Source organism: Streptomyces sp. Ag82_O1-12 (genome assembly GCF_900182715.1).
Classification (GTDB): domain Bacteria; phylum Actinomycetota; class Actinomycetes; order Streptomycetales; family Streptomycetaceae; genus Streptomyces; species Streptomyces massasporeus.
In genome coordinates, this window is the sequence record NZ_FXUW01000001.1 from 8,175,148 (window position 1) to 8,196,265 (window position 21,118).

Genomic DNA, 21,118 nt, shown 5'->3' on the forward strand with positions numbered 1-21,118 from the left:
TCGAGCGGCGACAAGCGATCTCGACGGGAAGCCTAAACTAAGGCATGCCTAAGTCGGTACGAGGGTCCAGTCTATGAGCTCATAAGGCTACTTTATGGGTAGTCCCCAGTGGCGCTTATGGCAGGGGCTGCTCCGCCCAGATCACCTTCCCCGCGGGCAGGTAGCGCGTCCCCCAGCGTTCCGCGAGCTGCGCGACGAGGAACAGGCCCCGCCCGCCCTCGTCCGTCATGGTCGCGTACCGCAGGTGCGGTGAGGTGCTGCTGCTGTCGAACACCTCGCAGATCAGATTGCGGTCGCGCAGCACCCGTACCCGCATGGGGCCGCCGCCGTACCGGAGCGCGTTGGTGACCAGCTCGCTCAGGATGAGCTCCGTGCTGAACGTCAACTCGTCCAGGCCCCACTCGGTCAGCTGCCGGCTGACCGCCGCCCGCACCTCGCCCACGGCCGCGGGGTCGGCCGGCACCGGCCACTCGGCGACCTGGTCGGCGGCCAGCGCCCGGGTACGCGCGACGATCAGCGCGATGTCGTCGCTGGAACGGGCCGTGAGCTGCGAGTCGAGCACGACCCGGCAGGTGTCCTCCGGAGACTCGTCGGCCCGGCCCAGAGCCTCGCGCAGCATCTCCAGGCCGACGTCGATGTCCCGCTCCCGGTCCTCGACCAGCCCGTCGGTGTACAGGACCAGCCGGCTGCCCTCCGCCAGCTCCAGCTCCGCCGTCTCGAACGGCAGACCACCGAGCCCCAGCGGGGGACCGGCGGGCACGTCGGCGAACTCCACCGTGCCGTCCGGGTGGATCAGCGCGGGCGGGGGATGCCCGGCCCGCGCGACGGTGCAACGCCGGGAGACCGGGTCGTAGACGGCGTACAGACAGGTCGCGCCGGTGACCGGGGCGCTGCCCTCGTCCTCCGTCTCGTCCTGGTCGATGCGGCCGACCAACTCGTCCAGCAGGGCGATCAGTTCCTCGGGCGGCAGGTCGAGGGCGGAGAAGTTGTGCACCGCGGTGCGCAGCCGGCCCATCGTCGCCGCGGCGTGCAGCCCGTGGCCGACGACGTCACCCACCACGAGCGCGACCCTGGCCCCCGACAGCGGCAGCACGTCGAACCAGTCGCCGCCCACCCCCGCCTGCGCGGGCAGATAGCGGTAGGCGACCTCCAGGGCGCCCTGCTCGGGCAGGTTGCGGGGGAGCAGGCTGCGCTGGAGGGTCACCGCCATGCTGTGCTCGCGCGTGTAGCGGCGTGCGTTGTCGATGGAGACGGCGGCCCGCGCGACCAGCTCCTCGGCCAGGGCCAGCTCGTCGGTGTCGAAGGGCTCCTGCTTCTCGTAGCGCCAGAAGCTGACCACGCCCAGCACCAGGGCGCCGGCCCGCAGCGGCACGGTGATCAACGAGTGGATGCCGTACGTGACGATCTGCGCGGAGCGCTCCAGGTCCTGGGCCTGCCAGCCCGGGGCCTCGCTGAGCCGGGGCTCCAGGACCGGGCCGCCGGTGGCGAGGCTGCGGCCCTGCGGGGACGACTCGACGAATCTGATCCGCTCGCCGACCGGGTAGAGCGGCGCGTCCTTGCGGATCCCGCTCACCGCCGTCCGGCTGAGCGCCGCCGCCGCGGTCGGCTGCCCTCCGCCCAGCACCGCGTCGAACAGGTCCACGGTGACGAAGTCGGCGAACCGGGGCACGGCCAGCTCGGTGAGTTCCTCGGCCGTGCGGGTCACGTCCAGGCTGGTCCCGATGGCCACTCCGGCGTCGTAGAGCATGTTGAGCCGCTCGCGCGCGGTCTCGGCCCGCCCGGACAGGGCCCGCAGCTCCGTGGAGTCGCGCAGGGTGGCGACGCTGCCGGGCGGGACGCCCGCACGGTCCGTGGTCCGCTGGTTGATGGCGAGGAGCCGGTCCCCGACCAGGTGCACCTCGTCCGTGGCGACACGTCCGGAGGCCAGCAGGTCGGCGGTGCCCGGGTCGAGACCGAGGCTGAGGACGTGCCGGCCTTCGGCGTCGGCGGGCAGTCCGAGCAGGCGGTGTGCCTCGTCGTTGGCGAGCAGCAGGGTGCCCCCGTCGTCGACGATGAGCACGCCCTCGCGGACGGCGTGCAGCACGGCGTCGTGATGTTCGTACATCCGGGTCATCTCGTGCGGCCCGAGGCCGTGGGTCTGACGCAGCAGCCGCCGGCTCACCAGCGCGGCACCCGCCGTCGCCAGGGCGAGCGCCACGGCGGCGGCCGCGAGCACGAGGGGCAGCTGCTGGTCGGCGGTGCCGCCGACGTTCTTGGTGGTGATCCCCGCCGAGACCAGCCCCACGACCCGCCCGCCCGGGTCCTTCACCGGCACCACGGCCTGGACGAGCGGGCCGAGCGTGCCCTCGATCTCCTCGGTGAACGACTCCCCGGCCAGCGCCGGGGCGATCGTCCCGACGAACTTCTTGCCGATACGGTCCGGCTTGGGGTGGGTGTAGCGGATCCCGTCGGTGTTCATGACGACGATGAAGTCGACCTGCGACGCCTCGCGGGCGGCCTCGGCGCGCGGCTGGAGCACGGCGGTGGGATCGGGGCTCTGCAGCGCCGCGGCGGTGCCCGGCGCGTTCGCGAAGGTCTCCGCGACGGCGAGCGAGCGGTTGCGGGCCTCCTGCGTCGTGTCGTGCCGTACCTGGAGCACCAGCGCCACCACGGCCGCCACGACCAGCAGCAGCACGATCACCACGACGAGCAGGAACACCTGTCCGGCGACGCTGCGTCCGCCCAGCACCGACCGCAGCCCCGCCACCGGTTGCCACCGCGACGAGCCCGCCTCCCGCCGCTGCCGTGTGGACGGCGCAGCGCCGGGCCGCAGGGGCGATCGAGTCCCGGATCGACCCAAGAGTCGGACCATGTGCCATGTCTACACTGCCCGGCCCCGGGAGGCGAGGGGCATCACCCATGGTGGCAGGGGGTCCTCACCGTTTCGTCACGTCTGCGGGCGTGCACGGCCGCCCTGCCCACCGAAAACGTACGACAGCTTCAGGCGCCCGGCGAGCGCGCCGAGGGACTCACTCGCCCAGCGGGCCGGCGGTCCCCAGGGTCACGCGCCCATCCACCGGGCCGGCGGTCCTTACCTGCCCGGCGACCGTCCCGACGGCCTCACGCGCCCAGCGAACGCGCCAGCTCGGACGTGGCCCGGGCGATCTCGCCGTCCTCGTCCGCCATCAGCCGGCCGAGCTCGTCGCGCCGGGCCCGCACCGCCTGGCGCGCCGCACGCTCCCACACCACCGGATTCTCCCGGTGGTTGAGCAGCTTCGGATAGACGGCCGCGGTGCTCTCCCACTGCCGGGCGTCGGCGATGTTCTTGAGCAGCCCGATGATCTGGGCCCGGCAGGTCACCTGCGGCAGCTTCGCCAGCTCCCACAGGAAGGGAACCGTGGCCGCGGTCGCCTGTTCGACGACGAAGCCGAACTGGCAGATCCGTTTCCGCAGGTCGTCGAGGGCGGAGCGGGCGGTGTCGGCATCACCCCGGGCGATGCCGTCGAGGAGGTGGGGAATGGCCGCCGCCGAGCCGGTGGAGTCCTGGATGTCGCCCCACGGCACGCGGTCCAGTGCCGTGAGCGGCGTCTTCCGGGCCACCCCGCTCGGGGCGTCGGGGCGCTCGGGGCGCTCGCTGCTCGGGTGTTCCGTCGAAGCGCTGCGCATGGCGAGGGGCCTTTCCGCGGCAGTCGTGTCAAAGGGGTGGACAGGGTGTGGCCGGCCGGGTCGACAACCTGGCCCAGACCGTCTTGCCCGCAGGGGGAGTGGGGGCCCAGCCCCACTCCTCGGACAGGGCGTCGACGATGCAGAGCCCCCGGCCGTGCTCTTCCAGCGAGACGCCGGTCGGCGCGTACACGGGCGGGTGGTCGTCGGCGTCGGCGACCGTGACCAGCAGATGGGTGGGGTCCAGGAGGAATCCGAGCCGGATCTCCGGCACACCCGGGCATCTTCGCGCCGCGTGCGTCGCGGCGTTGGCGGTGAGCTCGGTGATGACGAGCGTCGCGTCGTCGCAGCGGTGGTCGAGGGACCAGCCGTGCAGGGTGTCGCGGGTGAAGGACCGGGCTCGTGCGAACCCCTCCCGGCTGCACTCGACACGCAGCGCGGTCGAGGCGGACAGGGCACCCGAGAACTGCGGCAGTGTCTTCGGCACCGAGGGCGGGCTCCCGTATGACGGGAGCGTGTGCGGGCCGGCCGGCGAGGACTGGCCCGCCCCGGGAACGCCCGCGTGCGCCGCAGCCCCACTCGGCGGCCGGAGCACGTGCTGCGCAGGTGATGACACGGCATCTCCCCGATGCGACGTCAGGACGGGGCGCCAGCCCGGGGGTTGACGCCGCAGCTATTATCCACGCTGAAGGCGCTCGCGTGCAATTGCACGAGAAATTGCGTGAGAATCAAGCCGTTGTGGGTACGCAAGCCGGGACGAGTGCGGTCGAAGGGACGCGGCCGGGCTCGGACGAACGGCCGGCACACCCTGTGCGGCGGAGAACGAGAACAGCAAGGAGACTGCGGTGCCATCAGTGCGCAACGGAGTGCAGGCAAGCTCGTTGGAAGCCTGCTGGATGAAGAGCCGGCACAGCAACGCCGAGGGCAACTGCGTCGAAGTCGCCCCCCTCGTCGACGGCGGGATCGCGATGCGCAACTCCCGCGACCCCGACGGACCCGCCCTCGTGTACACGTCGGCGGAGGTCGCGGCCTTTCTGGCCGGAGCGAAGGACGGCGAGTTCGACCACCTGTTGTGAGGGGGTGGTGACGGCCCGCCCGCGGCGCGACGCTCTCAGGGCGAAGCGGAGCCCAACTCCCTACTTCTGCGGGGGCGCTGCGGGCGGATGCGTGAAGGCCCGGTGAAGTGCGATAGTGTAAGTCGCCCTTGTGTCGGTCTGCTGGGAGTCAGGATGTCCGCCGCGTCGCATCGCATCTCCCGCCTGGAACCCTATCTGGACAGGCCCGAGCCCGCGCCGACTCTGCTGAAGATGCTGGTCGGTGTGCAGCTCGCCGGCTTCCGTGAGGACGCCCGGCTCGCCCAGGACCAGGCGGCGCGCGCTGTCGGGTTCAGTGCCGCGAAGTTGTCCCGCATCGAGTCCGGCAAGGGCCGCCGCCCGCCGACGGAGAACGACGTCCGCGCGCTGCTGGAGCTGTACGGCACCGACGACTACGAAGCCTCCGTGCTGCTCAAGCTGCTTCAGCGGGCCGGGGAGCCGGGCTGGTGGCAGCGGTACGACAAGCGGCTGATGCCCGAGTGGTTCGACCGGCTGGTCGGGCTGCAGGAGGCCGCGGCCACCATCCGTACCTTCGAGATCCAGTACGTGCCCGGCCTGTTGCAGACACCCGCCTACACCAAGGCCGTGGTGCAGCGTGGCCTGCCCAACGCGCCGGCCGGTGAGGTGGAGCGGCGCGTCGAACTGCGCAGGCACCGCGCCCGGTTGCTGTCGCGGACCGACGCCCCGCAGCTGTGGGCGATCATCGACGAGTCCGTGCTGCTGCGCGTCCTCGGCAGTATCGAGGTGATGCGGGAGCAGCTCGCGCACCTCGTCGAGATGGCCGGGCGTTCCCACGTGACCTTGCAGATCGTGCCGTTGAGTGTCACCAACGCCTCGGCACCGGCCATTCCGATCACGTATCTGCGCTTCGGCGGCCTCGATCTCCCCGATGTGGTCTACCTGGAGCACATCAAGAGCGCGAACTTCCTCGAGGACCGCGACGAGACCGAGGAGTACCGGATCGCGCTGGACCGGCTCGCGGACGAGGCGCTCCAGCCGCGTGACTCGATGGAGCTGCTGCGGCAGACGATGGAGCAGCGCTACCCGTGACGCACCGATGCCTCGCGTGGGACGACGACCGTCCCACGCGAGGCATCGGCGTGGTCACTTCTCCAGGGGGATCCGCCCGACGCCGCCGAACTCGATCCACTCGTGCGTGAGCTGACGGGGCGCCACCTCGGTGTCCGGGCGCCAGGTGGACACCTCCACGAGCCCCGGCTCCAGGATCTCCAGCCCCTCGAAGTACGTCGCCACGTCCTTCGGTTCGCGCACGCGGCCCCAGTTGCCGTGGGTCGCCTGGTCCATGAAGTTCGTGACGAAGGCCCGGACCTCCGGGTCCTCACTGACCAGCTGGCACATCACCATGAAGCTGCCGGGCGCCAGCCGTTCCCGTACGCGGCGGGCCACCGCGACCGGTCCGTCCGTGTCGCTGTCCGGGATGCAGTGGAAGACCGAGTTGAAGAGCACGCACACCGGCTCGGAGAAGTCGATCAGCCGCTTGGTGTCGGCGTGCCCGAAGATCTGGTCGGTCTCGCGCAGGTCCGCGTGGATGACGGTCGTCCGCTCGTCCTGCTCCAGCAGCGCACGGCCGTGGACCAGCACCATCGGGTCGTTGTCCACGTAGACCACGCGGGTCGTGGGGTCGATGCGCTGGGCGACCTGGTGCACGTTGTCCTGTGTCGGCAGGCCGGATCCGTGGTCCAGGTACTGGCGGATGCCGTACTCCTCGGAGAGGGTCTTCACGACCCGCTGGAGGAAGCGCCGGTTGTTCAGGGCGAGGCGGCGCGTGCTCGGCACGACCTTGTCGAGTTCCTCGCACGCGGCGCGGTCGGCCGCGTAATTGTCCTTGCCGCCCAGGTAGTGGTCGTACATGCGCGCTGCCGTCGGCACGTTCGCGTCGATCTCGGTGGACAGCTGCTTCTCGGAGTGCATTGTTCCCCCTGCAAGGTGCCGCGCCAACGGACTGGCTGGACAGGAAGTACATCCTAGGGAGCGGGAGTTGGGCGGTGCCAGCCCACTGGCGAAGGTGCCCACGATCGAACGACAAGATGGTTGCCGATCGTGCCGCATGTGTGCTGTATGTGACCATTCGGCAACTTTGAGTCACCGGTATCCGGACGGGGTACTCGAAGACTCGCCGGCACAGTCACCGTCGCTGCGCGGCGATCAGTGACCGGTACCAGTGGTAGCCGTCCTTGGGGGGCCGCTGCTGCGTGGCGTAGTCGACGCGGACGATCCCGAAGCGCTTGTCGTAGCGGAAGGCCCATTCGAAGTTGTCACAGGCGACATCACCGGTGTCCCCGTTCGCCACCCGCCCCGGGGTGTGGCTGTACGTGTCCCGGATGGACGGCCCGCGCCCGTCCTCCCGCACCGCCCCTCGATCTGGTAGGAGGCGGTCGCGGCCCCGAACACGAAGCCGGGCGGAAAGCTCGGGAAGTCAGTCGTGCCCTCAACCAGCACCGGGGGCAGCCCCGGTGCAGCCCGAGGCGATCGAGAGCGGCGCGTGGGGAGCGGCATCGGCGCCCCGCGCCCGCTACGCGAACCGCTAATCTGGAAATACGTGAATTGATCGGAAGTCGAGGGCGTGTCCGTAACCGCTGTTCTCACGGCCCCGGCCGCATTCCCAGGAGAAACTCATGGGCGACTATTACGATCTCGGCACCTACAGCCGTCCCGTCACCACGTCCTCCGCCGATGCTCAACTCTGGTTCGATCGCGGCCTGATGTGGACATACGCCTTCCATCACGAGGAAGCGGTCGCCTGCTTCGAAAAGGCGGTCGAGGCCGATCCGGAGTGCGCGATGGCCCATTGGGGCATTGCCTACGCCCTCGGCCCGAACTACAACAAGCCCTGGGAATTCTTCGACGGCGAGGAACTGGTCCAGACAGTCGAGCGCACGCACACTGCCGTGGAACGGGCCCATGAGAAGGCCGCCCGCTGCACCCCGGTCGAGCAGGCCCTCATCGGCGCACTGCGGGCCCGCTACCCGCAATCGCAGGCCGTGGAGGACTGCTCGGTGTGGAACGAGCCCTACGCGGACGCGATGCGCGGCGTCTACGAACTGGCGCCCGACGACCCGGACATCGCCACCCTCCACGCCGACGCCGCGATGAACCTCACCCCCTGGCAGTTGTGGGATCTCAAGACCGGGCGGCCGGCCGAGGGCGCCCGGACCACCGAGGCCAGGGCCGTCCTGGAAGGCGCCCTCGCCACCGAGGCCGGCGCGCGCCACCCGGGGATCCTGCACCTCTACATCCATCTGATGGAGATGTCCCCGACACCGGAGCAGGCCCTCACCGTCGCCGACCGCCTGCGCCGTCTCGTGCCCGACGCCGGGCACCTGCTGCACATGCCCTCGCACCTGGACGTCCTGTGCGGCGACTACCGCCAGGTGGTCTCCGCCAACAGCGACGCGATCGCCGCCGACGAGAAGTACCGCCGGCGGTCCGGCGCGAAGAACTTCTACACCCTGTACCGGGCGCACAACCACCACTTCAAGATCTACGGCGCCATGTTCCTCGGCCAGGCACAGGTCGCCCTCGACACCGCCGCCCAGCTGGAAACCGCCATCCCCGAGGACCTGCTCCGTGTCCAGAGCCCCCCGATGGCCGACTGGCTGGAGGCCTTCCTGGCCATGCGCGTGCACGTCCTGATCCGCTTCGGCCGCTGGGCCGAGATCCTCGAACTGCCCGCCCCCGCCGACCCGGAGCTCTACGCGACGACCGTCGCCATGCGGCACTACGCCCGGGGCGTCGCCCTCTCCGCGACCGGCGAGGTCGACCGGGCGGAGGCCGAGCGCGAGTTGTTCCGCGCGGCGGTGGGCCGGGTGCCCGGGACGCGGATGCTGTTCAACAACACCTGCGAGGACATCCTCGCCATCGCCTCCGCCATGCTGGACGGCGAACTCGAATACCGCAGGGGCCGACACGACCTCGCCTTCGCCGCCCTGGAACGCTCCATCGAGCTGGACGACAACCTGCCCTACGACGAGCCCTGGGGCTGGATGCAGCCCACCCGTCACGCCTACGGCGCGCTGCTGCTGGAACAGGGCCGCGTGACGGAGGCGGAAGCCGTCTACCGCGCCGACCTCGGCCTCGATGACACCCTGCCCCGACCGCTCCAGCACCCCGGCAACGTCTGGGCGCTGCACGGATTCCACGAGTGCCTGCTCCGGACGGGCAGGACCGGCGAGGCGGCCCTCGTGGCCCACCAGCTCAAGCTCGCGACCGCGCTGGCCGACGTACCGATCCACGCGTCCTGCTACTGCCGCCTGGACACCACGCCCGGCCCGCAGGCCGCCGACGGGTGCTGCCACTGACCTCAGCGGATCACGGCCGGTACAGGCCCGCCCGCTCCAACGCCCTGGTCATGGCGGGCCGGTCCCGCTGCCGTCGGCGTCGTCCAGATGGAGCCCCTCGCCGTCCTCCGGGCTCGTTGATCATGATCGGGGAAAGGCCCTCACGGACCGGACACCGGCGCGGCACGTTTGAGCTGCCCTTTCAGGGTCACTCGTGGGGTGACCCCGTAGTCGGACACGACTTGGAGTGAACGAACCGTGGCTGGAGAGCAGAAGGGCAAGGCCAAGGCCGAGCAGGCCAAGGGCAAGGCCAAGGAGACGATCGGCCGTGCGGTGGGCAACGAGCGGCTGACGGCAGAGGGCCGGGCCGAGCAGTCGAAGGGCGACGCCCGGCAGGCCAAGGAGAAGACCAAGGACGTCTTCAAGCACTGAGGTCCTGTGGCGGTGCCGCGTCCCCTGGCGGACGCGGCACATTGCCATGCCATCCGGCAGATCGAAGCAGATCCGTCGGCCATCCGGCAGATCGAAGGAGATCCGCCCCGCGTGCCGTGAGTCGCAGCCGGTCTCACGGTGATCGCCCAGCACATGGACACGCCGAGCGGGCATCACGTCCGCTCCGCCACCGACACGGGCCCCGCCTCGCCGAAAAGGGCCGTGCCCTGTGTCCTCACGCATGTCGGCACGGTGGGCGTCGCGCAACCAGGACGCCGATCGGCGCCTCGCGTGTACACACCTCCGGCTTGACCGAACCGGAGTCCTTGAGGGTCGGCAGATTCGCCTCCCCCTCCCTCGTTCGTCGCAGTCTCTCTCCTCCTTCGCGTGCGGCAGCGTGCCGGTTCCCAACTCGTCCCACCTCTTGACGTGTTGATTGCCGTCCTAAAACATTCGGGAAGCTCGATTGGTTCTGCGCGGTTCTGTTCGCTCCCGAAGGGAATCCATGTCCAGCAGACATCGCCTCGCCCGGACGGCACTGGCGATCACCGTCCCCCTGGCACTCGGCGCGGGCCTCGTGACCGTGCCTCCCGCCGCCGCTGCCGCCGATCCGCCCGCGAGTGCGGTGACGGTACGGATCGACCCGTCCTACCGGCAGCAGGAGTTCGAAGGATGGGGGACCAGCCTCGTCTGGTTCGCCAACATCACCGGCCGCTACCCCGAACCCATCCGGCAGAAGCTCGCCGACATGTTGTTCGGCGAGGACGGGCTCCGCCTCAACATCGCGCGCTACAACATCGGCGGCGGCAACGCCCCCGACGTCCGCAAGGACTACATGAAGACCGGCGCGACGATGGACGGCTTCTGGAAGGCCCCCGCGGGCACCACCAGGGAGGACACCGACTGGTGGAACCCGGACGACCCGGGGCACTGGGACTGGTCCGCCGACGCCGGCCAGCGCTGGTGGGTGGACCGCGTCAAGAGCAAGGTGACCCGCTGGGAGGCTTTCAGCAACTCGCCGCCCTGGTTCCAGACCGTCAGCGGCTACGTCTCCGGCGGCTTCGACGCCAACACGGACCAGATACGGGCGGACCGCGTCGACGACTTCGCCACCTACCTGGTCAAGGTCACCGACCAACTGGAGAAGAAGCACCGCATCACGTTCGACACCATCGCCCCGCTCAACGAGCCCAACACCAACTACTGGGGCACCCAGATCGGCGCCGACGGACAGCCCACCGGCGGCCGCCAGGAGGGCGCGCACGCAGGCCCCGAACTCCAGCAGAAGGTCGTCCTGGCCCTGCACCGCGCGCTGAAGAAGGCCCGGACCCGCGCCACGATCTCCGCGATGGACGAGACCAACCCCACCACCTTCGTCCGCAACTGGAACGCCTACGACCCATCCGCCCGGGCCGCCGTCGACCAGCTCAACGTGCACACCTACGGCACCGGCATGCGCACCAGCGCCCGCGACAGCGCCAAGGCGGCTGACAAGCCGTTCTGGATGAGCGAGGTCGAGGGCACCTGGGGGACCGGCACCGACTTCACCGGTATGGAACCGGGGCTCGGCATCGCCACCCGGGTCGTCGAGGACATGCGTGAACTGGAGCCGTCCGCCTGGGTGTTGTGGCAGCCGATCGAGGACTCCATCCCCCAGGCCCAGGCCGGCAAGAACTGGGGCAGCATCCACATCCCGTTCAACTGCACGGCGAAGGACACCCTGGAGACCTGCCCGGTCAAGGCCAACACCAAGTTCGACACGCTGCGCAACTTCACCCACCACATCCGCCCCGGCGACCACTTCGTCAAGGCCGACGACCCCTCCAGCGTCGCCGCCGTGCGGGGGTCCGGCCGCGGAGCGACGGTGGTGCACGTCAACAACGGCACGAGCCCGCGCGCGGTGACCCTGGATCTCTCGAAGTTCCGCCGGGTCGCACCCGGCGCCACCGTGACCCCGGTCGTGACCAGCGCCTCCGGCGCCCTCGTCCGCGGAACGCCCGTCAGGGTCGAGGACCGCTCGGCCACCGTGACCGTCCCCGCGAAATCGGTCACCACCCTCCTCGTCGACGGCGTGTCAGGCACCGCGAAGGACGCCGCGCTCGTCCAGCCCGGCCACACCTACCGTCTCCAGGGCGCCCAGAGCGGCAAGTCCCTCGCCCCGTCCGCCGACGGCAACGGCGTCGTCGTCCGTACGTCCGACCCGGCCGCCACGTCGCAGCTGTGGAGCGTGAAGCGGCTGACCCGCGGCGAGAGCAACCGCGAGCGCTATGCCCTCGTCAACGCGGCCGACGGCAGGCGCCTGGCCGTACGCGACAACGAGGCCGTACTCGAGGACGGGGACACGCCGGCCGCACAGTGGATCATGTCCACCACGGGCGACGGCACCTGGACCTTCGTCAACGCCGCTACGGGCCGCCTCCTCGACGTCGTCAACCAGTCGACAGCGGACGGCGCCCGCGTGTCGGCCCTCCTCCCGACCTCCAACGCGAACCAGCGCTGGGGCGTGACCGACGAGACGGTCCTGCGTACACGACCCGCGACAGCGTTCACCGTCCCCGGGCGCGTCCCGGAGCTGACCCGCACCGTGACGCCCGTCTTCCGCGACGGCGCCCGGGGCACGCTCCCGGTCGAGTGGAGGCTGCCCTCCGAGTCGCGCTGGAGCAAGCCCGGAACGGTTCGCGTGAAGGGCAGGGCCACCGACGCCCTCGGCCGGGTCGTCCCGGCGGAGGCGGTCGTCACCGTGGACACCATCGCCTCGACCCTCCCGGCCCGCGCCAAGACCTACACCGGCGGACAGCCCGACCTTCCCGACACGATCACCGGCGTGGGACGGCACGGCGGGACGGCCGACCTCCCGGTCACCTGGGAGGCCACACCCGAGGGCGCGTTCGGCGACACCGGCGTGGTGACCCTGCGCGGCACGGCCCGGGTACCCGGCGGGGAAACGGCCGCGGCGACCGTACGCGTCCAGGTCACCGCGCCGAAGGAGACCAACTCGGCGCGCGACGGGGGCGTCACGGTCGGCGCGACCTACACCGAGAGCGGCTACTCCGCCGAGGGTCTGCGCAACGGCACCACGTCCGAGAAGGCCTGGTCGAACTGGAAGTCCGGCACGAAGAACCCGTCCGACACCATCACCTTCACGCTGCCAAAGGCGCGCGATCTGACCCGGGTCGTGACCCACTTCCACCGCGACGGCACCAACGTCAGTTTCGCGGAGTCCCTCAAGGTGCAGGTGCGCGGCGCCGACGGCACCTGGTCCGACGCGAGCGACCAGGTCGCGGTCGGCACCGAGGGGACGCCCGTGGCCGACGTCCCGGTGCGTGCCACCGGCCCGGTGACGGGTGTGCGCGTGGTGATGACGGCCCGTCCGGGCGGCTACATCACCCTCGGCGAGATCGAGGTCTTCGCCAAGGCACCGGGCGTGACCGCCGACGCCGCGGCCGCGTCGATCGCGGTGGACGGCGAGTCCCTGAGCGGCTTCGAGCCGGACCGGACGGCCTACCGGGTGGCGGTCGGCCGCCCGGACCGCGCCGAGATCACCGCCACACCGCGTGACCCCTACGCGAAGGTGACGGTCCGGCGGGACACGGCCGGCGGCAAGAAGGCCTACATCGTGTCCGTGACCAGCGAAGACGGCTCACAGGAACGGGAGTACCGGATCGAGCTGACCCGTCGGTGACACACGAAAGCGCGGGGCCCGCACGCCCCGCGCTTTCGTCTTCCGGGGTCAGACCGCCGGGGCCGGGTACGTCGGGTACTCCACGCCGGAGACGTGCTGCACGACGCGGATGACCTGGCACGAGTAGCCGAACTCGTTGTCGTACCACAGGTAGAGGATCGCGTTGTCGCCGTCGACCTTGGTCGCGCCGGCGTCGACGATCGAGGCGTGGCGCGAGCCGATGAAGTCGCTCGAGACCGCGTCGGGAGCCGTGGTGAAGTCGATCTGGCGCTTGAGCGGCGAGGTCAGCGAGACGTCGCGGAGGTGGTCGAGGACCTCCTCGCGGGTGGTCTCGCGGCCGAGCCGCAGGCTGAGGATCGCGATCGAGACGTCCGGGACCGGGACGCGGATCGAGCTGCCGGTGATCGGCGCCTTGAGGTCGGGCAGCGCCTTGGCGACGGCGGAGGCGGCACCGGTCTCGGTGATGACCATGTTGAGCGGCGCGGACCGGCCGCGGCGGTCGGCCTTGTGGTAGTTGTCCAGCAGGTTCTGGTCGTTCGTGAACGAGTGAACCGTCTCGACGTGGCCGCGCTGGACCCCGAACTCGTCGTCCATCGCCTTCAGCGGCGGCACGATCGCGTTCGTGGTGCAGGACGCGCAGGACAGGATCTGCTCGTCCGGCTTGATCGTGTCGTGGTTGACGCCGTGCACGATGTTGGGGACGTCACCCTTGCCGGGCGCGGTCAGCACGACCTTGTCGATACCGGGGCGCAGGTGCTGGGACAGGCCCTCGCGGTCGCGCCACTTGCCGGTGTTGTCGATGAGAATGGCGTTCTTGATGCCGTACGCCGTGTAGTCGACCTCGGACGGGTCGTTGGCGTAGATCACCTTGATGGCGTTGCCGTTGGCGACGATCGTGCTGTTGGCCTCGTCGACGGTGATCGTGCCCTGGAACTGGCCGTGGATCGAGTCGCGGCGCAGCAGCGAGGCGCGCTTGACGATATCCTGCTCGCCGCCCCCGCGCACGACGATGGCCCGCAGCCGCAGACCGTTGCCCGAGCCGGACTTCTCGATGAGCAGGCGGGCCACGAGCCGGCCGATGCGGCCGAAGCCGTAGAGGACGACGTCCCGGCCCTCGCGGCGCTCGATCTTGTTGGTTCCCGTGGCACCGGCGACGGCCTCGGCGGTGAACTCCGCGATCGACAGGCCCCGGTCGTCGGCCTGGTAGGCCTCGGCGAGCAGGCCGATGTCGATCTGGGAGGGGCCGAGGTCGAGCGTGGTGAGGGTCTGCAGGAACGGCAGGGTGTCGGTGACCGACAGCTCCACGCCGGCGATCTGCCGGGCGAAACGGTGGGTCTTGAGGATGCTCACCACCGACTTGTTCACCAGGGAGCGGCTGTGCAGCAGGACCGTCACGTCCTGCTCACGGTGCAGCTTCCCGATGATCGGGATCATCGACTCCGCGATCTCCTCGCGGATCTTCCAGTTGGTGAACGAGTCGTCGTTGACAGTCACGAGTCCATCTTTCGAGCTAGGCGGCGCTCATATGTTAAACCGTCGATTTCCCGATCTTGAAGGGGGGACCTCCGACCCCCGTTCCGCGGACGCTCCGCGCGCCCCTGAGGGCAGGGCTTGAGACGATCGAAAGCGGATCTTCCGTGCGAAAGGGGTGCCCATGGACTACGACTCCGTCGCCGACGAGCTGTACGCCCTGCGCCCGGAGGAGTTCACCGCCGCCCGGGCCTCCGCCATGGCCTCCGCCCGCACCGCCGGAGACCGGGAACTCGCCGAGCGCATCCGCGCGTTGCGCAAACCCAGCCTCGCCGCCTGGGTCAGCAATCTCCTGGTCCGCGGCAGCCCCGGGGAGGTCGAGCCCCTGCTGCGCCTGGGGGAGGGGCTGCGGCAGGCCCACCAGGACCTGGACGGCACGCAGCTGCGCGAGCTGAGCCGTCGGCAGCACGCGCTCATCCGCGCCCTGTCCCTCCAGGCCCGGCAGCTCGCCAAGGAGGCCGGCCATCCGATCGGCGAGAGCGTGCAGCGCGAGGTCGAGAACACGCTGCACGCCGTCCTGGCCGACCCCGAGGCCGCCGAGGCCTGGGCGGGCGGCCGCCTGGCCAAGCCGCTCAGCGCGGCCGTCGGCTTCCCCGCCACCGCCGAGGGCGCCCGGCCGCAGCGTCCCGCGCCCCCTCCCACGCCCGCCCCTTCCCGGCCGGGCAAGAAGGAGAGCGAGCAGCAGCGACGCAAGCTCGCCCAGGCCCGAGAGGACGCCGAAGCCGCCGAACGCGAGCTACGGGAGCTGCGGGACGAGGCGGACGCCGCGGGCCGGGAGGCGACGGAGGCGAAACGGCAGATGGACGGCCTCCAGCGACGCGTCGAGGAGCTCACCGGCGAACTGGAACAGGTCAGGGGCGAACACCAGCAGGCCCGCTTCGCCGAGCGGGCGGCCCGGGAGCGGGCGCGCACGGCCGACCGCCGGGCCCGCGAGGCCGGTCGCAAGGCCGCGACTGCCGCCGCCCGGCTCGAACGCCTGACCGCACCCTCGTCGGACGCGTGACCCGCTGACCGACACGGCGGTGCGCGCCCCCTCCGGTGTCCGCCGGGACGCCATCATGGCGACTGTGACTGAGCTCACAGCCCGTAAGTAAGCCGCCCCACAAAGGCTCCACGCGCGACACCAAAATTGAACCGTTCGTTTTCTTGAACCGCTCGTGTTTGTGTGGCTAGGTTGGACGCATGACCGCATCCGGGAACCCGACCACAGCCGAGGAGCTGCGCGGTGCCGGCCTGAGGGTGACGGCCGCCCGCGTCGCGCTGCTCGAGGCCGTGCGGGACGGTGACCACCTCGGCGCCGAGGCCATCGCCTCCGAGGTGCGCGGCCGTGTGGGCCACATCTCCGTCCAGGCCGTCTACGAGGGGCTGCACGCACTCACCGCGGCGGGCCTCATACGCCGCCTCGACCCACCCGGCAGCCCGGCCCTCTACGAGGGGCGGGTCGGTGACAACCATCACCACCTCGTGTGCCGGTCGTGCGGAGCCGTCGCCGACGTCGACTGCGCGGTCGGTCACGCCCCCTGCCTGACCGCGTCCGACGACCGCGGCTTCGCCGTCGACGAGGCCGAGGTCATCTACTGGGGCCTGTGCCCCGCCTGCTCCACCGCCCGCAGCAACTGAGCACGTGATCCCCCCGAGCGTTCCCGAGCACACCTGATCCACCCGAGCGTTCCCGAGCACGTGATCCACCCGAGCACCGTGATCCACCCCGTCCGGAAGGATTTCCATGACTGAGAACCACGACGCGATCGTCACCGACTCGAAGACGGAGGAGGCGGGAGGCGGTTGCCCCGTGGCCCACGGCCGCGCCCTGCACCCGACCCAGGGCGGCGGGAACCGCCAGTGGTGGCCCGAGCGGCTCAACCTGAAGATCCTCGCCAAGAACCCCGAGGTGGCCAACCCCCTCGGTGAGGACTTCGACTACGCCGCGGCGTTCCAGGCCCTCGACCTCGCGGCCGTGAAGCGCGACATCGCCGAGGTGCTCACCACCTCGCAGGACTGGTGGCCGGCCGACTTCGGCAACTACGGCCCCCTGATGATCCGTATGGCCTGGCACAGCGCGGGCACCTACCGCATCAGCGACGGCCGCGGCGGCGCCGGCGCCGGCCAGCAGCGCTTCGCCCCGCTCAACAGCTGGCCGGACAACGGCAACCTCGACAAGGCCCGCCGCCTGCTGTGGCCCGTGAAGAAGAAGTACGGCCAGAGCATCTCCTGGGCCGACCTCATGATCCTCACCGGCAACGTCGCCCTGGAGCAGATGGGCTTCGAGACCTTCGGCTTCGCCGGCGGCCGCGCGGACGTCTGGGAGCCCGAGGAGGACGTGTACTGGGGCCCCGAGACCACCTGGCTCGACGACAAGCGCTACACGGGTGACCGCGATCTGGAGAACCCGCTCGGCGCCGTCCAGATGGGCCTCATCTACGTCAACCCCGAGGGCCCCAACGGCAACCCGGACCCGATCGCCGCGGCCCGCGACATCCGCGAGACGTTCCGCCGCATGGCGATGAACGACGAGGAGACCGTCGCCCTGATCGCGGGCGGTCACACCTTCGGCAAGACCCACGGTGCCGGCCCGGCCGACAACGTCGGCGCCGACCCCGAGGCCGCCTCCATGGAGGAGCAGGGCCTGGGCTGGCGCAGCACCTACGGCACGGGCAAGGGCGGCGACGCCATCACCTCGGGCCTCGAGGTCACCTGGACCAGCACGCCCACCCAGTGGAGCAACGGCTTCTTCAAGAACCTCTTCGAGTTCGAGTACGAGCTCGAGCAGAGCCCGGCCGGTGCCAACCAGTGGGTCGCCAAGGACGCCCCGGAGATCGTCCCGGACGCGCACGACTCCGCGAAGAAGCACCGTCCGAAGATGCTCACCACGGACCTGGCGCTGCGCTTCGACCCGATCTACGAGCCCATCTCCCGCCGGTTCTACGAGAACCCGCAGGAGTTCGCGGACGCCTTCGCCCGCGCATGGTTCAAGCTGACCCACCGTGACATGGGCCCGAAGTCGCTGTACCTCGGCCCGGAGGTCCCGGCCGAGACCCTGGTCTGGCAGGACCCGCTGCCCGAGGCCGAGGGCGAGACCATCGACGGCGGCGACATCGCCACCCTCAAGACCAAGCTCCTCGAGTCGGGTCTGTCCGTCTCGCAGCTGGTGTCCACCGCGTGGGCCTCGGCGTCCACCTTCCGCGGCAGCGACAAGCGCGGCGGTGCCAACGGCGCCCGTATCCGCCTCGAGCCGCAGCGCGGCTGGGAGGTCAACGAGCCCGACGAGCTGGCGCAGGTCCTGCGGGTGCTGGAAGGCATCCAGCAGGAGTTCAACTCCGGCGCCAAGAAGGTCTCCCTGGCCGACCTGATCGTCCTCGGCGGCACCGCCGCCGTCGAGAAGGCCGCCAAGGAAGCCGGCTTCCAGGTGGAGGTCCCCTTCGCCGCGGGCCGCGTGGACGCGACGGAGGAGCAGACCGACGCCGAGTCGTTCGAGGCGCTCGAGCCGACCGCCGACGGGTTCCGCAACTACCACGGCAAGGGCAACCGCCTGCCGGCCGAGTTCCTGCTCCTGGACCGGGCGAACCTGCTCACCCTGAGCGCCCCCGAGATGACCGTCCTGGTCGGTGGCCTGCGTGTGCTCGGCGCCAACCACCAGCAGTCCCAGCTCGGCGCCTTCACCAAGACGCCCGGCTCCCTGACGAACGACTTCTTCGTCAACCTGCTCGACCTGGGCATCACGTGGAAGTCGACGTCCGAGGACCAGACCACGTTCGAGGGCCGCGACGCCGCCACCGGCGAGGTCAAGTGGGCCGGCTCCCGCGCCGACCTGGTCTTCGGCTCGAACTCCGAGCTGCGCGCCCTCGCCGAGGTCTACGCGAGCGACGACGCGAAGGAGAAGTTCGTCAACGACTTCGTCGCGGCGTGGGTCAAGGTCATGAACCTGGACCGGTTCGACCTGGTCTGATCACCCCCGCATGACAGGACGCCCGGGCCGGCTGGCCCGGGCGTCCCGCTGGTTGCCTGAGGGACCGTCAAAGTCCGTTCAAGGTAAGAACATCACTTACCCAACTCTCACCATGAAACGGCAAGGATCCCGGCCGACCGCGCATTCGGGCATACGTTCTGGCCGTGAACTCACATGCCGCCTCCCACAGAGGCACCGGCCCCGAACCGCACCCCTTCGCCGGTGCACGGCCGACCACCGACGGCACCGCCCGCCGCACCCTGCTGCGCACCGCGCTGACCGGGGCCGCGGCCCTCGGCGCGGGCCTCGGAGCCACCGGCACTGCCACCGCCGCTCCCGCCGGCCCCGGCACCGCAGCGCCACGACCCGGCACCCCGGACGAGGCCCTGAGGGAGCTGGCCGCGGGCAACCGCCGCTGGCGCACCTACCGGGAACGCCACCCGCACGAGAACCCCGCCGTCCGGCGGACGTTGGCCACCTCCCAGCACCCCTTCGCGGTCGTGCTCGGCTGCATCGACTCGCGCGTACCTCCGGAGCTGGTCTTCGACCAGGGACTGGGGGACCTGATGACCGTGCGCACCGCCGGTGAGGCGCTGGACGAGGCCGTGCTCGGCAGCGTCGCCTACGGCGTCCTGGAACTCGGCATACCGCTGGTCGTCGTCCTCGGCCACCAGTCGTGCGGCGCGGTACGTGCCGCCGTGGCGGCGGAGCAGTCGGGGGAGCACCTGCCGGCCCACATGCAGTACCTGGTCGACCAGATACGCCCGGCCATAGACCACGGCCAGGAAGGGGACGCCAGGATCGACGCGACCGTGAGCGCCAACGTTCGGCTCGTACGCTCCCGGCTGGCCGCGGAACCCGAACTCGCCGCCAGGATCGCCACCGGCAAGCTGGCGATCGTCGGCGCCCGCTACGAACTGACGACCCAGGCCGTGAACCGCCTCGCCTGAGCCCCCGCCCGGTCCGCCGCACGCGGCAGCGGACCGGGCACCCCGTCACACCCGGAGCGGATTGAAGCGAGCCGCGGCCATCAGGTACCAGGCGGTCGCGCCGGTGTGCCGGTACGGGTAGTAGCCGAAGCCGAACCCCGTGTCCAGCGGGCTGCTCGCGGACACCACCCCACCGCGCTCGGGCAGTTCCCCGCCTCCGACGGTCTGAGTACCGCCCAGCAGGTCCTGGGCCTGTTCGATCGAGTCGAGCAGCCGCCGCGCGCGTGCCTCGTCACCGCGGGCCCCGCGGTCGCGCAGGGCGAGCGCGAGATGCGCCGTCCCCTCGAACCACACACCGTTGCGGTCGGGCTCGGGCCGGCCGTCGGCGATCGGCGCGCCCTCGTTCGCGAGCAGGCTCGCCGAGCTGAACGTGACGCCCTCGTACGACTGCCCCGCGGGCACCGTGCTGTTGGTACGCCCCGAGTGATCCAGGACGGCCAGCTCCGCCGCCGCCCAGTCCAGCGAACGGGAGCAGCCGCGGCCGCGGGAACCGAACGCCAGATGCGTCCAGGTCTGCGTGTCCTCGGGAATCGGGGACCTGTTGACCGTCACGCCGTCGTTCGTGCCGGTGTAGAAGAAGCCCCCCGACGGCTCCCACATCCGCTTCACGAACGCCTCGGCCCGGGCTCGCCGCTCCCGCCACACCCGGTCGCCCGTGAGCAGGGCGAGCCGCCCGAAGAGGCAGACCAGATCGGTGTTGTGCTCGGTCGAGGTGAACGGGAGCTTCTGGTTCGCCCCGTCGACCCCGAACTTGTAGCCGCCGAGGGGCTCGTCGGTCCGGCCGGTCCGTTCGATCCAGTCGCCGATCCGGACAGCCCCGGTGAGGAAGCGGCGCGCTCCGGTGCGGCGGGCGAGGGCGCTGAGCGCGATGCCCGCCCAGGCCATGTCGCCCACGGCGGTGCCGGTGAAGCCGAACTGTGTCCCGACGTTGGCGGTGCCGTCCGACCGTACGAAGCCGTCGGGCTGGAGCGAGCCGTCGTAGAAGGTGTACGGCCCGGTGTTGTAGGCCTGCCGGAGCCTGCCGTCGTCGTGGGCCGGGTCGTGCCCCTGGGCGTAGAGCAGGGCGTCGCCCAGGGCCTTGGCCCTGGTCAGGCCGGCCGGGGTCCGGGCGGCGAGGTGGGCGAGGACCGCGAGGGCGTTGTCGTAGGTGAACGCGGTGCTGAACAGACCGGCCTGGTCGGTGTAGCTCTGTGTCAGGCGGATGCGGCCGTGGTCGGGGTAGGCGTCCATGGCGGCGGCGAGGAAGGCGTGCCCCCGGGCCGGGCCCGACGAGGGGCGCGCACCGGCGGAGCCGGCCGCGTGGGCCTGGCCCGTGCCTGCGCCGGTGAGCCCCGCGGCACTGATGCCGAGTCCGGCGCCGATGAGCGAACGCCGGCTGAGGGCCGGGCCGTGTCTGCCAGTCATGGGTCTCCCTTGAGAGCGCTCTCAATCAGTGGCCGCTCATTGTGCTGGCGCTCCGGGGCGGGGTCAACGGCCCGGTCGGAAGGGAGAGTTGCCGGGGAAGA

General features: G+C 70.9%; 16 protein-coding genes and 1 pseudogene. 9 read left to right on the top strand and 8 right to left on the bottom strand.

Going from position 1 to position 21,118, the window contains the following annotated elements; translation table 11 throughout:
• Window positions 1–115 precede the first annotated feature (115 nt).
• From QOL88_RS37265 to QOL88_RS37275, 3 genes are all read right to left on the bottom strand, one after another.
• Window positions 116–2,851 carry a SpoIIE family protein phosphatase gene (locus tag QOL88_RS37265; RefSeq protein WP_179879068.1) on the bottom strand — a complete coding sequence of 912 codons (2,736 nt, stop codon included), beginning with the start codon at window positions 2,849–2,851 and terminating at the stop codon, window positions 116–118.
• A gap of 248 nt (window positions 2,852–3,099) precedes the next feature.
• Complete coding sequence (locus QOL88_RS37270) at window positions 3,100–3,645, bottom strand: hypothetical protein (protein ID WP_097222601.1); 546 nt, start codon at window positions 3,643–3,645, stop codon at window positions 3,100–3,102.
• Window positions 3,646–3,673: 28 nt separating this feature from the next.
• Window positions 3,674–4,258, bottom strand: a complete 585-nt coding sequence (locus QOL88_RS37275; RefSeq protein ID WP_097222602.1) for an ATP-binding protein — start codon at window positions 4,256–4,258, stop codon at window positions 3,674–3,676.
• Between the two features lie 229 nt (window positions 4,259–4,487).
• Between QOL88_RS37275 and QOL88_RS37280 the strand changes: the two genes are divergently transcribed.
• Both QOL88_RS37280 and QOL88_RS37285 read left to right on the top strand, forming a co-directional pair.
• Window positions 4,488–4,718: a DUF397 domain-containing protein gene (locus tag QOL88_RS37280; RefSeq protein ID WP_097222603.1), complete on the top strand. Its 231-nt coding sequence runs from the start codon at window positions 4,488–4,490 to the stop codon at window positions 4,716–4,718.
• 153 nt (window positions 4,719–4,871) lie between these two features.
• Window positions 4,872–5,786: a helix-turn-helix domain-containing protein gene (locus tag QOL88_RS37285; RefSeq protein ID WP_097222604.1), complete on the top strand. Its 915-nt coding sequence runs from the start codon at window positions 4,872–4,874 to the stop codon at window positions 5,784–5,786.
• A gap of 54 nt (window positions 5,787–5,840) precedes the next feature.
• On the opposite strand, the gene QOL88_RS37290 is transcribed toward QOL88_RS37285, so the two are convergent.
• The 3 genes and pseudogenes from QOL88_RS37290 to QOL88_RS37300 form a co-directional block, all read right to left on the bottom strand.
• Window positions 5,841–6,668 (bottom strand): SAM-dependent methyltransferase, encoded by an 828-nt coding sequence (locus QOL88_RS37290; protein WP_097222605.1) that lies wholly within the window; start codon window positions 6,666–6,668, stop codon window positions 5,841–5,843.
• Between the two features lie 214 nt (window positions 6,669–6,882).
• Window positions 6,883–6,972, bottom strand: coding sequence for a hypothetical protein (locus tag QOL88_RS37295; RefSeq protein WP_257028108.1), 90 nt, complete (start codon window positions 6,970–6,972; stop codon window positions 6,883–6,885).
• Window positions 6,964–7,253 (bottom strand): annotated as a pseudogene (locus tag QOL88_RS37300) (family 1 glycosylhydrolase); the annotation flags it as partial. The pseudogene QOL88_RS37300 and the gene QOL88_RS37295, both read right to left, overlap by 9 nt.
• A gap of 119 nt (window positions 7,254–7,372) precedes the next feature.
• Between QOL88_RS37300 and QOL88_RS37305 the strand changes: the two are divergent.
• The 3 genes from QOL88_RS37305 (at window position 7,373) to QOL88_RS37315 (ending at window position 13,148) form a co-directional block, all read left to right on the top strand.
• Window positions 7,373–9,055, top strand: a complete 1,683-nt coding sequence (locus tag QOL88_RS37305) for a tetratricopeptide repeat protein (RefSeq protein WP_097222606.1) — start codon at window positions 7,373–7,375, stop codon at window positions 9,053–9,055.
• A 237-nt stretch (window positions 9,056–9,292) separates the two neighbouring features.
• Window positions 9,293–9,466, top strand: coding sequence for a CsbD family protein (locus tag QOL88_RS37310; RefSeq protein WP_097222607.1), 174 nt, complete (start codon window positions 9,293–9,295; stop codon window positions 9,464–9,466).
• Window positions 9,467–9,971: 505 nt separating this feature from the next.
• A complete protein-coding gene (locus QOL88_RS37315; protein ID WP_097222608.1) occupies window positions 9,972–13,148 on the top strand; it encodes a glycoside hydrolase in 3,177 nt (1,058 codons plus the stop codon).
• Window positions 13,149–13,196: 48 nt separating this feature from the next.
• On the opposite strand, the gene QOL88_RS37320 is transcribed toward QOL88_RS37315, so the two are convergent.
• The gene (locus QOL88_RS37320) at window positions 13,197–14,642 is read right to left on the bottom strand and encodes a glyceraldehyde-3-phosphate dehydrogenase (RefSeq protein ID WP_097222609.1); all 1,446 of its coding nucleotides are present in this window, start codon (window positions 14,640–14,642) and stop codon (window positions 13,197–13,199) included.
• Between the two features lie 160 nt (window positions 14,643–14,802).
• Between QOL88_RS37320 and QOL88_RS37325 the strand changes: the two genes are divergently transcribed.
• The 4 genes from QOL88_RS37325 to QOL88_RS37340 all read left to right on the top strand — a co-directional run bounded on the left by QOL88_RS37325 (window position 14,803) and on the right by QOL88_RS37340 (window position 19,574).
• Complete coding sequence (locus QOL88_RS37325) at window positions 14,803–15,681, top strand: hypothetical protein (protein WP_097222610.1); 879 nt, start codon at window positions 14,803–14,805, stop codon at window positions 15,679–15,681.
• 179 nt (window positions 15,682–15,860) lie between these two features.
• A complete protein-coding gene (locus QOL88_RS37330; protein ID WP_031111199.1) occupies window positions 15,861–16,298 on the top strand; it encodes a Fur family transcriptional regulator in 438 nt (145 codons plus the stop codon).
• 106 nt (window positions 16,299–16,404) lie between these two features.
• On the top strand, window positions 16,405–18,624 hold the full coding sequence (gene katG, locus QOL88_RS37335; RefSeq protein WP_097222611.1) for a catalase/peroxidase HPI: 2,220 nt from the start codon (window positions 16,405–16,407) through the stop codon (window positions 18,622–18,624).
• Window positions 18,625–18,788: 164 nt separating this feature from the next.
• Window positions 18,789–19,574: a carbonic anhydrase gene (locus QOL88_RS37340; RefSeq protein WP_097222612.1), complete on the top strand. Its 786-nt coding sequence runs from the start codon at window positions 18,789–18,791 to the stop codon at window positions 19,572–19,574.
• A gap of 45 nt (window positions 19,575–19,619) precedes the next feature.
• Here the strand turns inward: QOL88_RS37340 and QOL88_RS37345 are convergent, their stop codons facing one another.
• Window positions 19,620–21,017, bottom strand: a complete 1,398-nt coding sequence (locus QOL88_RS37345; protein ID WP_097222613.1) for a Tat pathway signal sequence domain protein — start codon at window positions 21,015–21,017, stop codon at window positions 19,620–19,622.
• Window positions 21,018–21,118: the final 101 nt, after the last annotated feature.